Consider the following 17136-nt stretch of genomic DNA (forward strand, 5'->3'; position numbering starts at 1 on the left):
TAGATTAAATTCTATGAGAGAAAGAGTTCTTTAATAATAAAACAGGAGTGATAAAATATGACTCAAGTAACTAAGGCTAAAGCAGGAGAAATCACAGAAACTATGAAAAGAGTAGCAGAAAAAGAAGGAGTTAAAGTTGAATTTATTCGGCAGGGACTAGCTGAGGGAACGATTGTAATTCCAGCTAATAAAAATCATCATCATTTAGACCCCAATGGTTTTGGTAAAGGACTATCGACTAAAGTAAATGCTAACTTTGGGACATCAGAAGATTATCAAAATCTTGAGAAAGAATTAAAAAAATTAGATGCTGCTGTAGAAGCGGGAGCAGATGCAGTCATGGACTTATCAACTGGAGATAAAATATCTGAAACAAGACAAAATATTTTAGAGGCGTCTAATCTGCCGTTAGGAACTGTACCTCTCTATCAAGCTACAGTAGAAATATTAAAACAAGGACAGGCGATTGTAGATTTAACTGTCGATGATTTTTTTGAAGTGATTGAAAAGCAGGCTCAAGATGGAGTGGACTTTATTACTGTTCACTGTGGTTTAACTTTAGAAGGATTAAAGCATTTACAAGATGAAGGACGGGTAACTGATGTTGTCAGTCGAGGGGGTTCTTTTACAGCAGGATGGATGCTGCATAATGAAGAAGAGAATCCACTTTATGAATATTATGACCGTTTATTAGAAATTGCTTATCAATATGATGTAACTTTAAGTTTAGGAGATGGATTACGACCGGGTTCTCTAGCTGATGCCACTGATCGTTCTCAAATTCATGAATTACTTGTGTTAGGTGAATTAGTAGATAGAGCACGAGAAAATGATGTACAGGTTATGGTGGAAGGTCCTGGCCATGTACCATATGACCAAATTGAAACTAATATGCAGATTCAAAAGGAACTATGTAAAGATGCTCCTTTCTATGTATTAGGACCATTAGTAACTGATATAGCTGTTGGATATGACCATATCAATGCTGCAATTGGTGGTACATTAGCAGCAAGTAGTGGAGCTGATTTTTTATGTTATGTGACGCCAGCTGAACATGTCGGATTGCCTACAGTAGAAGATGTTAAAGATGGAGTTATTGCAACTAAAATTGCTGCTCATGCTGCTGATATTGCCAAAGGAATTCCAGGGGCTAAAGAGCGAGATTTAAAGATGGCTCAAGCTAGAAAAAATTTGGATTGGGAGCAGCAAATGGAGTTAGCAATTAATTCTCAAGAAGCTAAACAATTAAGGAAAGATTATAATCATGATATTACAGATAAAGATGCTTGTACAATGTGTGGTTCCTTTTGTGCTTTGAAAATAGTAGAAGATGAGTTATTAAACTAGAAATTATCTTGCCCCTATTAATAAAATGTAACATAATAGAGTATTTAACATAATATATAATATCAATTATTAGCCATGAATATGAGTTTTGGAAGTTATTTGTAGGTTTAGCTGGCCCCGACCAAACTCATAATTCATGGTTTAATTTTATTATAGGAGGGGATAAGATGGAGTTGTTATTGATATTTTCTTTATTGGTTAATTTTTTATTATTAATTTGGAACTTTAAATTAATAGATGATAAAATTAAGATAAAAAATAAATGGTATACAAGATATTCACAGTTGAAAAACCAGTCTTTAAAAAAAGATTTAGTTGAAGAAGAGATTAAGTTTAAAGATAGCAATAATAAATTATAAATAGTATGCAAAACCTGTCTTCTAGATGAATAAATATATTTATTGATGGTTAAATTATCAAAGAGTAACTGCATTTATTATTGTGATTAGAACTTAATAATTTTAGTAGATAATAATAATGAAAATTTTATTTACTAAAGGAGGAATTGTATTCTTATTCTAGAAGTACTATAAGTAAGATTAAAAACTGATGTTTTGGGAGGCAGTTAATTTATGACTATTTTAACAAATGAAGAGATAAGTAGATTGGTTAATGCTGAAATGCATGATCCATTTACATTTTTAGGAATGCATGAACTTAATGAAGAAGAAGTGGTGGTTAGAGTTTTAAATCCTGAAGCTAAAAATATTTGGGTTGTAGCAGACAGATTAGATGAAGATATTAAACTAGAAAAAATTGCTGATGAAGGTTTATTTGAAGGAGTGATTAAGGCTCAAGAAATATTTGATTATGAATTAAAGTTTAGGAATCATGAAGGATATGAGTGGCAAGCAAAAGATCCTTATTCTTATTTACCTGTGTTAACTGATGAAGATTTATATTTCTTTGGGCAGGGTAAATATTATGAAATTTATAAGAAAATGGGGGCTAGTATTATAACCCATCAAGGTACAAAGGGGACTCATTTTGCGGTATGGGCACCTAATGCCAAACGAGTTAGTGTAGTAGGTAATTTCAATCATTGGGATGGAAGAACTCATCAAATGAGAGTGCGGGGGAGTTCAGGAGTGTGGGAAATATTTATTCCAAATCTTCCTGAAGGAGAAATCTATAGGTTTGAAATTAAAAGTGAGGAAGGAGACTTATTACTCAAATCCGATCCTTATGCATTATATAGTGAAATGAGACCAGCTAATGCTTCGATTACTTATTCGCTGGAAGATAAGTACGAGTGGGAAGACGATGAATGGTTAGAGAAGAGAGAGGATACTGAATGGTTAGACCAACCAATATCAGTTTATGAAGTTAATTTAGCTTCTTGGGCTAGAGTACCAGAAGAAGATGATCGTTTCTTAACTTATCACGAGTTAGCTGATAAATTAGTAGAGTATGTAAAAGAACATAATTATACTCATGTAGAATTAATGCCGGTAGCCGAACATCCATTAGATGAATCATGGGGGTATCAGATTACTGGTTATTATTCAGTTACTAGTCGTTTTGGAAAACCTGAAGATTTTATGTACTTAGTAGATCAATTTCATCAACATGATATTGGAGTTATTTTAGATTGGGTTCCGGGACATTTTCCTAAGGATGGACATGGATTAGGAAGATTTGATGGTTCTGCTCTTTATGAACATTTAGATCCAAGATTAGGTGAACATCCAGATTGGGGTACTTATATTTTCAATTATGGACGTAATGAAGTTAAAAACTTTTTACTTGCCAACGCTTATTTTTGGTTAGAAGAATTTCACATAGATGGATTGCGTGTGGATGCTGTAGCTTCGATGTTATACTTAGATTATGGGCGTGAAGATGGCGAATGGATTCCTAATAAATATGGAGAAAGAGAGAATTTAGAGGCAATTGATTTCTTAAGAGAATTTAATGAACTTACTCATAGTGAGTTCCCAGGAACTTTAACTATTGCTGAAGAATCAACTTCTTGGGGGGGAGTAACTGCTCCAACTTATGCTGGCGGATTAGGATTTACTTTGAAATGGAATATGGGCTGGATGAATGATAGTTTAGAATATATACAAAAAGATCCAATTCATCGTAAATATCATCACGGAGATTTAACTTTCTCTATGGTGTATGCCTTTAGTGAAAACTTCATGTTAGTTCTATCGCATGATGAAGTAGTTCATATGAAGAACTCTATGCTAGATAAAATGCCTGGTGACTATTGGCAAAAGTTTGCCAACTTAAGATTATTTTATTCTTATATGTATGCTCATCCTGGAAAGAATCTTATGTTCATGGGGGGAGAATTTGGTCAGTGGGAAGAATGGAGTGTTAATGAAAGTTTAGATTGGAATCTTTTAGAATATGAACCTCATCAAAAGATGTTAGACTTTGTGAGTGATTTAAATGAAATCTATCAAGAAAATAATGCTTTATGGGAAATTGACTTTAACTATGATGGTTTTGAATGGATTTCTTCTGATGATGCTGAAAATAGTATTGTATCATTTGTACGTAAAGGAGAAGCTGCAGATGAATTTATAGTTTGTGTCTTTAACTTTACTCCAGTTGAAAGACATAATTATCGAGTTGGGGTACCAAAATCAGGAGTCTATGAAGAAATATTAAATAGTAATAATGATGATTATTGGGGTAGTGGCATAGTAAATGAAGAGGAAATTAAATCTGAAAAATATGAGCATGATGGACGTAAACATTCGATTGAAATTACTCTGCCAAGTTTAAGTGGGGTTTATTTCAAATATAAAGCAGAAAAATAAAATTTTTAAATCAAACAGGTCATAATGACCTGTTTGATTTTTTGCTAAATTGTTAAAGGAAATTCTTTAATATTGTAGAATATAGGGAAATAGATTAGAATTTTTTAGTTTAAATAAATAGATTTTTATGAGGTGGAGGTGAAAATTATGGTCAGTAAAAATTTATTAAAAAAGCGAGTTGAAGAAGAGGTAGCGGAAGTTTTAGAAGAAAGTGATGAGTTTTGTGCTTGTGAACAGTGTAAGGCTGATGTCTCAGCTTTAGCCCTTAATAATTTAAGACCACGCTATGCTGGTAGTGATGAAGGAGAAGTGGTGTTAGAAAGCACAGATATTTCTAGTACCCAGACTGAAATGGATATTTATCGGACCATTTTGGAAGCAGCTAAAGTAGTTAATAAAAGACCTCATCATGATCGCTAAAGCAAAATCTTTTCCAGACCCTTATTAGGTCTGGATTTTATTGTAACCTAAATTAAGGAGTGATAATAATATATGTTAGATACAGAAAAGATAATGGAAAAACTAAAAAATTGGGTAGAAGAATTGGGAGAAATACAGCTAGAGAAATTAAATTCTGATTTTGAAATTAATACTAAATCTGCTGCTATTGACTTAGTAACGGAAGTTGATGAATTATCAGAAGAATTTTTACTTGATAAAATCCAGACTAATTACCCTCAGCATGCTATTTTATCAGAGGAAAGTGGAGTTAAAGATAGTGATTCTGATTATAAATGGATTATTGACCCGATTGATGGAACTACAAATTACGCTAATGGATTTGTTGTTTTTAGTATCTCAGTTGCTTTACAATACCAAGGAGAAACTATTTTAGGAGTAGTATATGCGCCGCGTGTAGAACAATTATATTCAGCTATTAAAGGAAAAGGAGCGTTTTTGAATGGAGAAAAAATTGCAGTAAGCAAAATTACTAACTTAGAGGAAGCTTTAATAGCAACAGGTTTTCCTTATGACCGAGCTACTTCTGATCATAATAATATTGATAATCTAAGTGATTTAGTAACTCAAGTACAAGGGATTAGGCGTACAGGTAGTGCAGCCTTTGATTTATGTACTGTAGCTGGAGGAGTTTTTGATGGTTATTGGGAATTGAAATTGAGTATTTGGGATATAGCTGCTGGAAGACTAATTGTTGAAGAGGCAGGAGGAAAAATAATCAGTAAAGAAATTGATGATGATATATTTATGATCGCAGGGAATAAAAATATTGTTGATAAAATTAAAGCAGAGATTAAATTAACTCCTTAAGGTTAATGTTTTAAGATATTATTAATTATTCTCAAATGGGCGCAAGCCCATTTTTTTATTTTTTGGGTTATAAATAAACTTCAGTCACATAAATATTATATATCAATGATGGACTGGAGGCTAAAATATGAGTAGTAGCGATAAAATCAAAAACTATTTTCCTGGAGGGAATACTTGCCGAGGTTTTTATTCCTTTTATGAATATTTGCCTTATAATGCTGAGCGTATTTTTGTGATCAAAGGGGGACCTGGGACAGGCAAATCAACTTTTATGAAAAATATTGCTGAAGAATTTTTAAATGAGGGTTATCAAATTGAATATCATTGGTGTTCTTCGGATAATGATTCTCTTGATGGAATAGTAATTTCTGATTTAAAAGTTGCTTTATTAGATGGAACTGCTCCGCACATGGTAGATCCAAGAAATCCGGGAGCAGTTGATGAAATAGTTAATTTGGGTAGATATTGGGATAGAGATATTCTTAATCAACATAAAGATCAAATAGTAACTTTAAATCAAACAATTTGGAAATGTTTTGATAGTGCTTATGGTTTTTTAGAAGAGGCTAAATTAGTACATGACCGTTGGGAAGAATATTATTTAGAAGGTATGGATTTTCAAAAGGCTAATCTGAAAGTAGAAACTTTGCGAAAAAATATTTTTGCTGGTCATAAATTAGCAGAAAAAATAGGTAATCATAGACATTTATTTGGTAGTGCTTTTACTCCTAAAGGTGCAGTAGATTATTTTAGTAATATTACTGCTGATTGTGAAAAAAGATATGTGATTAAGGGTAAACCAGGGACAGGAAAGTCTACAGTAGCTAAAAAAATTGCTCAAAGTGCTTTAGAACGAGGTTTAGATGTAAATTATTTTCATTGCTCATTTGATCCTGATAGTATAGATATGATTGTAATTCCCAAACTGAAATTATCTTTAGTAGATGGGACACCTCCGCATATTGTTAATCCAAATCGTACAGGAGATGAAGTAGTTGATATGTTAGAATGTGTTAAGCAAAGTGAAATTAAAAGAAAAAAGGAACAGATAGAGATTAATAGAGCTCGTTATCATGACTTGATGAAACAAGCTTTAAAAGAACTTCAGCAAGCTAAAAAATTACATGACCAATTAGAAGAATATTATATTGAGGCTATGGATTTTAGTAAAATAGATCAAAGATGTGAAGAAATAAAAGAAGAGATAAAAAAGAGAATTTAAGCCTGATTTGTGTACCTGTAAGGGTACATTTTTTCTTTCTGACAAGCAGCTAAGAGTATTGACATGTTGATAAAGTAATTTTGTTAAGGGGGTAAAATTATGTGTGGAATTGCTGGGTGGATAGATTGGAGAAAAGATTTAACTAAGTCTGAGAACAGAAAAATATTAGATCAAATGCAGGAAACTTTAAAAAGACGTGGCCCAGATGAACAAGGGCAGTGGATAGATGGAAATATAGGATTAGTGCATAGACGGTTGATAGTTATTGACCCTGAAGGTGGAAAGCAGCCGATGACTAAGAAGATAGCAAATAATAAATTTATAATATCTTATAATGGTGAATTATATAATACAGCAGAATTGAGAAAAAAACTAAGTAAATTAGGCTATAAATTTGATAGTCATTCCGATACGGAAGTATTATTGACTGCTTATATTGAATGGGAGAGAGAATGTGTTAAGTATTTAAATGGTATTTATGCTTTTGCAGTGTGGGACCAGAAACGAGAACAACTTTTCTTAGCGCGAGATAGAATAGGAGTTAAACCTTTGTTTTATAGCTGTAAGAAGAATAGATTATATTTTGCATCAGAATTAAAATCTATATTAACTCATCCAGAAGTTGCTCCAGTGATAGATCGAGAAGGTATAGCAGAAATATTTAGTATGGGTCCTGGGAGGACTCCTGGTCATGGAGTCTTTAAAGAAATAGAGGAACTAAAACCAGGGCATTATTTAATATACAATAAACAAGGGATTAAAGTTAAAAAATATTGGGAACTGCAGAGTAGAGAACACAAAGAGTCACTAGAAGAGACAGTGAATAATGTTAGAAAGTTATTTGTTGATACAGTACAAAGGCAATTGATTTCAGATGTTCCTATTTGTACTTTATTATCGGGAGGTCTTGATTCAAGTGCGATTACTGCAGTTGCTAGTCAAAAACTAAAAGAACAGTATAGTAAACAGCTTCATACTTATTCAGTAGATTATAAAGATAACCAAAAACATTTTGCAAGCAGTCAATTTCAACCTAGTACTGATAATAAATGGATAAATATAATCTCTAATCATTCAGATACTAAGCATCATAATGTAGTATTAAATAATCAACAATTGCTTAAAGCCCTTAAAGAAGGAGTTTATGCCAGAGACTTACCTGGTATGGCTGATATAGATGCTTCTTTATATTTGTTTTGTAAAGAAATAGAGAAAAACTTTACTGTGGCTGTATCAGGTGAGTGTGCAGATGAGATTTTTGCTGGATATCCTTGGTTTCATAGCGAAGATGCTCTAAAGAGGGGTGTTTTTCCTTGGACAAGAAATATAGAAACTAGAGCTAATTTATTAAATGATGAATGTAAAGAAATAATTAAGCCCAAGCATTATTTAAAACAGAGATATCAAGAAGCATTAGCAGAAGTGCCGAAATTAGATAGTGATAGTCCTGCTAATAAAAAGATGAGAGAAATAACTTATTTAACTTTAAGCAGATGGATGCCGGTGTTACTAGATAGAAAAGATAGAATGAGTATGTATACTGGTTTAGAGGTAAGGGTGCCGTTTTGTGACCACCGTTTAGTAGAATATGTGTGGAATATTCCGTGGGAAATGAAAAATCATGGTGGAATGAGGAAAGGGATTTTACGGGAAGCATTAACAGGGGTTTTGCCAGAACAGGTTAGAACTCGGCCTAAGAATCCATATCCTAAAACTTTTAACCCTCAATATTTACAAACAACTAGAAATTGGTTGCTAGAAATTATCAATAATAATAATTCTCCGCTATTAGACTTTATAGATAAAGAACAAATTAAAATAATTGCTGATGCAGACAAAAACTTTAATGTACCCTGGTTTGGTCAGTTAATGAAACTACCCCAGTTATTTGCTTATTTAATTCAAGTGAATATTTGGTTAGAAGAGTACAATGTGAGGTATGCGTAATATTTTCAAAAAATATTAGCAAATAAGTTGACTTAAAAACAAAAAGGCGTTATAATTAACAACAAGTTAACAAGAAGTGGGTTAATTGTTGCTGGTGCTGCAATTATCATACCTTGTTAACTTAGGAAGTTGCAAAATGTAAGGCAGGTGTAAAATCACCATTCCTCGATACTACTCACTGATTTACATCTGTCTTACATTATTAATTCAAATTTTAGCTTTTGACTAGAAGTGAAGAAATAATTAATAAGGAGGGGATTAGTATTGTTGGAACGTGATTATGCAAAAATTAGTGATGGATTAGTAAACTGGATTCAGAATAAAGTGTCAGATGCAGGGTCTAAAGGAGCAGTAGTGGGCATGTCGGGAGGAATTGATTCTTCAGTCATGGCGGTATTGTCTAAACGCGCTTTTCCAGATCAGATGCTGGCTTTAATTATGCCTTGTCAAAGTAACTCTCAAGATAAAGAAGATGCAATTGCAGTGGCAGAAAAATTTGATATTGATTATGAAGTGGTTGATTTAACTAGCACTTATGAACATTTATTAGCCAAAATCAAAAAAGAAGATAATAAGTTGGCTGAAGCAAATATCAAACCACGGTTGCGGATGACTACTCTTTATTATTATGCTAATTTGAATAATTATTTAGTAGTGGGGACTGATAATAAAAGCGAGCTTACTTTAGGTTACTTTACTAAATACGGAGATGGTGGAATTGATTTAGCTCCTTTAGGAGATTTGCTTAAAACTGAAGTAAGAGAGCTAGCAAAAATGTTAAATATCCCAGAAAGGATCATCGCTAAACCACCTTCTGCTGGATTATGGGCAGGACAAACTGATGAAGAAGAGCTGGGGGTTAGTTATGAAGCGATTGATAAATATATTTTAACTGGTGAAGGGCCAGAAAAAGTAAAAAGTGTAGTTGAAGAGGCGCAAAAGAAAAGTGAACATAAATTAAAGATGCCGGAAATCTTCAATTTATAATTAGTTGTGTGATGGAGAGCTATTTTTTTAAACATTGATGTAAGGTTTTTGTAAGAAAAAATAAAAAAACAACACTATTAACTTGATAAAGCTAAAAATAAAGTATATAATTTACACAAATATAACACAAACATTACATCAAATGTTAAGTTTCGTTTAGGTAAAATATTAATCAATAAGGGAGTGAATTGATAATGAAAAAGGAATTGAATGTTTTATTATTAGTAGTATTAATGATATGTTTGTCTTCGTCAATGGTTTGGGCAGCAGAATCAACAGCAGAGAGTAATGCAGTAGCAATTGATACAATTTGGACTTTGATGGCGGCTTTTTTAGTATTTTTTATGCAGGCTGGATTTGCGATGGTAGAATCAGGATTTACTAGAGCTAAAAATGCAGGAAATATTATTATGAAAAACTTAATGGACTTTTCTTTAGGGTCTTTACTTTATTGGGCGTGTGGTTTTGCTTTTATGTATGGAGCTGGAAATGCTTTTATCGGAACTGATGGGTTTTTCTTAGTAGGAGGGTTTGAACATTTGGGCTTAGATATTCCATTAGCAGCTTATTGGATTTTCCAGGCTGTATTTGCTGCTACAGCAGCGACAATTGTATCAGGAGCAATGGCTGAAAGAACTAAATATAGTGGTTATATAGCCTACAGTGTAGTAATTACTGGAGTTATTTATCCTATAGTTGGACATTGGATTTGGGGCGGCGGTTGGTTATCAGGTATGGTTGATTTTGCTGGATCAACAGTTGTTCACTCAGTAGGAGGTTGGGCGGCTTTAGCTGGAGCGATGGTGCTTGGGCCAAGAGTTGGTAAGTATAATGAAGATGGTTCGATCAATGCGATGCCGGGGCATAACTTGTTAATGGCTTCTTTGGGTGTTTTCATTTTATGGTTTGGTTGGTTTGGATTCAACCCTGGTAGTACAGTAGCGGGAACGGATTTGAGTATTGCTTCTATTGCAGTAACTACTAATTTATCTGCAGCAGCAGGTGCTACTTTAGCGATGATTACAAGTTGGTGGAAATATGGTAAAGCGGATGTGAGCATGACGTTAAATGGTGCTTTAGCAGGATTGGTTGGAATTACAGCAGGAACTGCAGCAGTAAACAATGTTGGGGCAGTGCTAATTGGAGCTTTATCAGGAATTTTGATTGTCTATGCAGTAGAGTTTATTGATCATTTACATGTTGATGATCCAGTAGGAGCAGTTGCTGTTCACGGTGTTTGTGGAGCTTTTGGTACATTAATGGTTGGTTTCTTTGCTATAGATGGTGGTTTGCTCTATGGAGGAGGAGTAGATTTATTAATTACTCAGGCTCAAGGTGTGTTCGCAACATTCATCTGGACTTTTACTACTGCTTATGTATTATTTAAAGCTATTGATGCAGTGGTTGGACTAAGAGTAACTCGGGAAGAAGAATTAGAAGGGTTAGACCAAACAGAACACGGTTCTGTTTCTTACCCAGATTTTGTTCCTTTACATTGGAAAAGCGTAGAAATTAATAAGAATGAGTAATTAGTGATTAGTGAAGAGTGAAGTAGTAATGAGTAATGAGTAATCAGAGAAAAGCAGAAAAAGCAGTAAGAACAGTAAACAGTGAAGAGTTAAAAACAGTAATCAGTAACCAGTGATAAGGATAAAAATAAATAAGATTTTAGTTTCAGGGTTATGTAGTGACTTGGCAATGCCAAGTCAATGGTTGGATGATATAAAACAGTGATTAGTAACAAGAAAAACAGAGGAAGAAGAAAAAAGCAGTAAGAGAGTAAAAAAATAAAAAGTAGAAAAAGAGTGGAGATAGATGGAATTTTAGAACTAAGATATTGCCTAGTTTGATTATAAAGAATATTAGCTGTAGGCAAATATTCTCTGAGAGCGATCATTATTTTGTCTGCAGCTGATAAAAAATTAGGGGGTTGTTAATGATGAAGAAGGTAGAATGTATTATTAGAAAGTCTAAATTAGAAGATTTAGTAGTAGAGGTTGAGGAATTAGGGATTAGTGGCTTGAATATTACTCAAATTGCTGGTTATGGAAAGCAGAAAGGTAAACAAGAGGTTTATCGAGGGGTGGAATATGAAGTAAAGTTAAAGGAGAAATTAAAAGTAGAAATGGTTGTTCCGTCAGATAAAGTAGATGAATTAATAGATATAATCACTGATACTTCAAGGACTGGAAATGTTGGAGATGGCAAGATTTTTGTTTATTCAATTGATCGAGCAGTAAGAATCAGAACTGGTGAAGAAGGAGAAGGCGTAGTGTGATTTGTCAATGGGCGGCTCTTTATTATAAGGGGCGCTTTTCTTTTTGGTTGTAGTTGAAGGGAGAAAAAATGATGAAAAAAGAAGAATTATTAAAAATTATTAATAAATTGAATATTAAATTCATTCGGCTTCAATTTACTGATATCCTAGGCAAAATTAAGAATTTAGCGCTTCCTGCTAAAAATTTAATTAATAATCTAGATGATGGGATAGTGTTTGATGGTTCTGCTATTGATGGTTTTGCTAGGCTTAAAGAAAAGAAAATGTATTTAAAGCCGGATTATAATACTTTTAAAGTACTGCCTTGGCGTTCAAAACGGGGAGATAGGGTGGCGAGGTTGATTTGTGATGTTTATGCTACTGAAAAACAACCGTTTGCTGGAGGACCGCGTAATACTTTGAAAAAAGTTAGATCTAGATTTGAAGAATTAGGGTATACTATGTTTGTGGGCCCAGAAATAGAGTTTTTCTTATTTAAAAATGGGAATGCTAGAGCAGCTGAAACTTTGAGTTATGATAGTAATAGTTATTTTGATTTAGAAACTACTTCTAAAGGTAGAGAAGTGAGAAAAGAAATTGTATTAGTTCTAAATCAAATGGGATTTAAAGTAAAAGAGACTCACCATGAAGTGGCGCCTGGGCAACATGAAATATCTTTGCAAGATCAAGGGGTCTTAGCTGCGGCTGATGATATAGTTACTGCTAAATTTGTTATAAAGTCAGTTGCTGACCAATATGGTCTGCAGGCAACTTTTATGCCCAAGCCGGTTTATGGGAAAACTGGTTCAGGTCTGCATTTGCAGCAATCTTTATTCAAAAATGGAAAAAATGTATTTTGGGATGAACGCCAAAGTTTGAATTTGAGTAAAATAGCTAAGTGTTATATTAATGGACTGTTAGAGCATGCTGTAGGCTTTACAGCAATAACTAATCCTACGGTTAATTCATATAAAAGATTGGTAGCAGGTTATGAGGCTCCGGTTTCTACTACTTGGTCATCAGGGTCTAGAAATTCTTTGCTGAGGGTAACTACAACTGCTGGAGAAAACAAAAAAATAGAGCTTAGAAATGTAGATGCTATTGCTAATCCGTATTTGGCCCTTGCGTCAATTTTACAAGCGGGGCTAGATGGGATAAAAAAAGAAAGAGAAACATCGTTGGTTAAACAATTGCCTCAAGATCTAAATACGGCATTAGAGGAGTTAAAAAAGGATGAAGTTATCCAAACTGTTTTAGGTAAATATATTAGCGATAAATTTATTACTGCTAAAAAGATTGAATCTGATGTTTACCAAACTCAGATTCATGATTGGGAATTAAAGCGTTATTTAGATATGTTTAGGCAAAATAAAATAATTGATCCTATATAAAGTTATCTGATAGAAATCAAGGACTTATTGTTAACTATATGTAACTTTTATAAAAAATAGAGCAAACAACTTGACAAAGATAAAATCAAAGCTTATAATTAACATTAAGTTAACAATAATCTAACATAAAACATATAAATTATATTTGCTATCAATAAGAATAATATTTTATGCAAATAATAAACTAAAGCAATATAAATTTTTATTCAAATTAATTTAAGGGGGCATAAAAAAATGAGTATGACAAAAGAAGATGTGTTACAAAAGGCAGAGGAGTTAGATGTTAAGTTTGTTAGGCTGCAGTTTACTGATATTTTAGGAATCACCAAGAACGTAGCAATTACAGTAGAGCAACTAGAAGAGGCTTTGGAAGAAGGGATTATGTTTGATGGGTCTTCAATTGATGGTTTTACAAGAATCCAAGAATCAGATATGTATTTAAAGCCTGATTTTGATACTTTCATTACATTTCCTTGGCGTCCAGAAACAGGCGGAACAGTAGCTAGATTAATTTGTGATGTTTATAAGCCAGATGGGGAACCGTTTATAGGCGGACCGCGTAATGTGTTGCAAAATGTATTAGAAGAAGCAGAAGAAATGGGTTATGAAATGTATGTTGGCCCAGAACCAGAGTTCTTCTTATTCGAACAGACAGAAGATGGAGAAGCAACTACAATTACTCATGATGATGGTGGCTATTTTGATCTAGGACCTGTTGATTTAGGTCAAGATGCGAGAAGAGATATTATTTTGGCTTTAGATGAAATGGGATTTGAAGTAGAAGCATCCCATCATGAAGTAGCTCCAGGGCAGCATGAGATTGATTTCAAATATGAAGATGCATTATCTACAGCAGATAACATTGCTACTTTTAAATTTGTAGTGAAGTCAATTGCTAGCCAGCATGGTTTACATGCTACATTCATGCCGAAGCCGATTTTTGGCGAGAATGGTTCAGGAATGCACGTGCATCAGTCATTATTTGAGGACGGAGAAAATGTATTTTATGAAGAAGGAGCAGAATTGGGATTAAGTCAAACTGCTAAATACTACATTGGTGGATTACTAAAGCATGCTAAGGCTATAGCGGCGATTACTAATCCAACTATTAACTCTTATAAGCGATTGGTACCAGGTTATGAAGCGCCTGTTTATCAAGCATGGTCTGCTTCTAACCGTAGTGCTTTAATTAGAATCCCTGCTGCTAGTGGTGCAGGAACAAGATTGGAAATGAGAAACCCTGATCCAACAGCTAATCCTTATTTAGCAATTGCAGTAATGTTGAAAGCGGGATTAGATGGAATCAAAAATGAAATTGAACCACCGGCAGAAGTAGTAGAGAACATTTATGAAATGACTGCAGAGAGAAAAGCAGAATTAGGAATTGAAAGCTTACCAGCAAATATCAATCAAGCAGTGCAAGAATTATTAAAAGATGAGACAATTCAAGATGCTTTAGGAGAACATGTATTAGAACACTTTGTGACTGCAAAAGAAGTTGAATGGGATACCTATAGAACTCAAGTTCATGACTGGGAATTAGATCAGTATTTAAGTGTATATTAATAGATATGATAAATAGTTTTAAAGCCCTAGGGGTTATCCCTGGGGTTTTTTGTTTTTTGATTACTAAATTATAAAACACCAAATAGTGCTGATGGTTAACATTTAAATGTAAGCTTTTTGTTAGATATATGAAAAAAGCTGATTATTTTCTTGACAAATGTGAGGTTTGAGGGTATAATTAACACAAAGATAACAAATACATTACATCAAGACGTTAATTTAGTCTAAATCGAGTTACTTATCTTTGAGAAAGGGGGCGAAATATTATGTGTGTGATTATAAAAAATGCTAATGTAACTACTAACCGAGGCAGTTACAAAACAGATATTGCTATTAAGAACAATCATTGTTTTCCAGTAGATGATCATTTTGAAGTTAATAATTCTAAAGTGATTAATGCCTCTACAATTATCACAGATAGTATCTTAAATTCTTTTAATAGTAGACACTAAAAACAAATTGATAATGGAGAATTTATAATTGGCAGTTATGATTAGAATAAAATAATTGTTGATTGTAATTCTCGATTGTCAATTATCAAATTATTTAATTCAAAAAGGGAGTGTGTTAAAAATGAGAAGTAGAGTAGGGATTTTATTATTAGTACTTGTGATTTTTTGTTTATCGTCATCAGTGGTTTGGGCAGCAGAAACAACAGCAGAGAGTAATGCAATAGCGATTGATACAATGTGGACTTTATTAGCAGCTTTTTTAGTGTTTTTTATGCAAGCTGGATTTGCAATGGTAGAATCAGGATTTACTAGAGCTAAAAATGCAGGAAATATTATTATGAAAAACTTAATGGACTTTTCAGTTGGTTCATTAATTTATTGGGCTATTGGATTTGCAATTATGTTTGGAGCTGGAAATGCTTTTATGGGAACTCAAGGATTTTTCTTATCAGGTAGTTTTGAGAATTTAGGATTAGATATTCCAGTATCAGCATTTTGGATTTTCCAAGCAGTATTTGCTGCTACAGCAGCAACAATTGTATCAGGAGCAATGGCTGAAAGAACGAAGTATAGTGGCTATTTAGCTTATAGTGTAGTAATTACTGGAGTTATTTATCCTATAGTTGGACACTGGATTTGGGGCGGCGGATGGTTATCAGGTATGGTTGATTTTGCTGGATCAACAGTTGTTCACTCAGTAGGAGGTTGGGCAGCTTTAGCTGGAGCAATGGTGCTTGGACCAAGAATTGGAAAGTATAATGAAGATGGTTCAATTAATGCAATGCCTGGGCACAACTTATTAATGGCAGCTTTAGGTGTTTTTATCTTATGGTTTGGTTGGTTTGGATTTAACCCTGGAAGTACAGTAGCAGGGACAGATTTAAGTATTGCTTCCATAGCAGTAACAACTAACTTATCTGCAGCAGCAGGTGCCACTTTAGCAATGATTACAAGTTGGTTTAAATATGGTAAAGCTGATGTGAGTATGACATTAAATGGTGCTTTAGCAGGATTAGTGGGTATTACTGCAGGAACTGCAGCAGTAAACAATGTTGGAGCAGTAATCATTGGAGCCTTATCAGGAATTGTGATTGTCTATGCAGTAGAGTTTATTGATCATTTACATGTTGATGATCCAGTAGGAGCAGTTGCTGTTCACGGTGTTTGTGGAGCTTTTGGTACATTATTAGTTGGTTTCTTTGCTGTAGATGGTGGCTTGCTTTATGGAGGAGGCAGTGCACTGTTACTAACACAAGCTAAAGGTGTAATTAGTGTCTTCATTTGGACTTTTGCTACAGCATATGGATTGTTTAAAGTAATTGATGCAGTAATTGGATTGAAAGTAACTCGCGAGGAAGAAGTAGAAGGATTAGACCAAACAGAACATGGTTCTGTATCTTATCCAGATTTTGTTCCATTACACTGGAAGAGCGTTAAAATCAATAAGAACAGTGACAATTAAATAGAGAAAAGCAGAAAAATAGTAATGAGTGACAAGTGATGAGTAAAGAGAAAAAAAACAATGAAATATTGACAAGAGCAAAAATGTAGAGACTTGGCACTGCCAAGTCTGTATAATAACAAATAAGAACAAATGACAATTGTAGATTATGAATGATGATATAAAATTAAAAATTTAGAGATATTATTAAAGATAAAGAGAAGATGAGTAGAGAGTAGATAGGGTTGTAAATACTAAGTATTGACTGACCTGAGGGGGGGGAATAGCTGCAGGTAAATATATCTTTTGGGGGAGATAATTACTTTATCTGCAGCTAATAAATTTAAGGAGGTTTAAGCAGTTGCAAAATATTGATGTAAAATTATTAAAATTAAGGTAAAATACTTTTTAATTCCGTATCTAGATGTAGTATATACTATATCTAGAGGTGATAGAATGAAATATTTGAAAAGATATGAAAGA

14 protein-coding genes are annotated in these 17136 nt (G+C 33.5%); all 14 read left to right on the forward strand.

The window, feature by feature from the left end:
• The first annotated feature begins 57 nt into the window (after nucleotides 1–57).
• The 14 genes from thiC (at nucleotide 58) to JOC47_RS14260 (ending at nucleotide 16674) form a co-directional block, all read left to right on the forward strand.
• Nucleotides 58–1347, forward strand: a complete 1290-nt coding sequence (gene thiC / locus JOC47_RS14195) for a phosphomethylpyrimidine synthase ThiC (protein ID WP_204702988.1) — start codon at nucleotides 58–60, stop codon at nucleotides 1345–1347.
• Between the two features lie 167 nt (nucleotides 1348–1514).
• Nucleotides 1515–1706: a hypothetical protein gene (locus tag JOC47_RS14200; RefSeq protein WP_204702990.1), complete on the forward strand. Its 192-nt coding sequence runs from the start codon at nucleotides 1515–1517 to the stop codon at nucleotides 1704–1706.
• Between the two features lie 213 nt (nucleotides 1707–1919).
• Nucleotides 1920–4121, forward strand: a complete 2202-nt coding sequence (gene glgB, locus JOC47_RS14205; RefSeq protein WP_204702992.1) for a 1,4-alpha-glucan branching protein GlgB — start codon at nucleotides 1920–1922, stop codon at nucleotides 4119–4121.
• 147 nt (nucleotides 4122–4268) lie between these two features.
• Complete coding sequence (locus tag JOC47_RS14210; RefSeq protein ID WP_204702994.1) at nucleotides 4269–4541, forward strand: late competence development ComFB family protein; 273 nt, start codon at nucleotides 4269–4271, stop codon at nucleotides 4539–4541.
• Between the two features lie 72 nt (nucleotides 4542–4613).
• Entirely contained in the window at nucleotides 4614–5390 is a 777-nt protein-coding gene (locus tag JOC47_RS14215; protein WP_204702996.1) for an inositol monophosphatase family protein, read from the forward strand.
• Nucleotides 5391–5517: 127 nt separating this feature from the next.
• Nucleotides 5518–6612: a PRK06851 family protein gene (locus JOC47_RS14220; RefSeq protein WP_204702998.1), complete on the forward strand. Its 1095-nt coding sequence runs from the start codon at nucleotides 5518–5520 to the stop codon at nucleotides 6610–6612.
• Between the two features lie 99 nt (nucleotides 6613–6711).
• Nucleotides 6712–8559 carry an asparagine synthase (glutamine-hydrolyzing) gene (asnB, locus tag JOC47_RS14225; RefSeq protein WP_204703000.1) on the forward strand — a complete coding sequence of 616 codons (1848 nt, stop codon included), beginning with the start codon at nucleotides 6712–6714 and terminating at the stop codon, nucleotides 8557–8559.
• A gap of 264 nt (nucleotides 8560–8823) precedes the next feature.
• Nucleotides 8824–9546, forward strand: coding sequence for an NAD+ synthase (locus JOC47_RS14230; protein WP_204703001.1), 723 nt, complete (start codon nucleotides 8824–8826; stop codon nucleotides 9544–9546).
• 194 nt (nucleotides 9547–9740) lie between these two features.
• Nucleotides 9741–11075, forward strand: a complete 1335-nt coding sequence (locus tag JOC47_RS14235; RefSeq protein ID WP_204703002.1) for an ammonium transporter — start codon at nucleotides 9741–9743, stop codon at nucleotides 11073–11075.
• Nucleotides 11076–11485: 410 nt separating this feature from the next.
• On the forward strand, nucleotides 11486–11824 hold the full coding sequence (locus JOC47_RS14240) for a P-II family nitrogen regulator (RefSeq protein ID WP_204703009.1): 339 nt from the start codon (nucleotides 11486–11488) through the stop codon (nucleotides 11822–11824).
• Between the two features lie 68 nt (nucleotides 11825–11892).
• Nucleotides 11893–13194, forward strand: coding sequence for a type I glutamate--ammonia ligase (gene glnA / locus JOC47_RS14245; protein ID WP_204703003.1), 1302 nt, complete (start codon nucleotides 11893–11895; stop codon nucleotides 13192–13194).
• Nucleotides 13195–13428: 234 nt separating this feature from the next.
• Nucleotides 13429–14760, forward strand: coding sequence for a type I glutamate--ammonia ligase (glnA, locus tag JOC47_RS14250; protein ID WP_204703004.1), 1332 nt, complete (start codon nucleotides 13429–13431; stop codon nucleotides 14758–14760).
• A 266-nt stretch (nucleotides 14761–15026) separates the two neighbouring features.
• Nucleotides 15027–15212 carry a hypothetical protein gene (locus JOC47_RS14255; RefSeq protein WP_204703005.1) on the forward strand — a complete coding sequence of 62 codons (186 nt, stop codon included), beginning with the start codon at nucleotides 15027–15029 and terminating at the stop codon, nucleotides 15210–15212.
• A 121-nt stretch (nucleotides 15213–15333) separates the two neighbouring features.
• A complete protein-coding gene (locus JOC47_RS14260; RefSeq protein WP_204703006.1) occupies nucleotides 15334–16674 on the forward strand; it encodes an ammonium transporter in 1341 nt (446 codons plus the stop codon).
• Nucleotides 16675–17136 lie beyond the last annotated feature (462 nt).

The sequence above is a fragment of the Halanaerobacter jeridensis genome (genome assembly GCF_016908315.1).
Classification (GTDB): domain Bacteria; phylum Bacillota; class Halanaerobiia; order Halobacteroidales; family Halobacteroidaceae; genus Halanaerobacter; species Halanaerobacter jeridensis.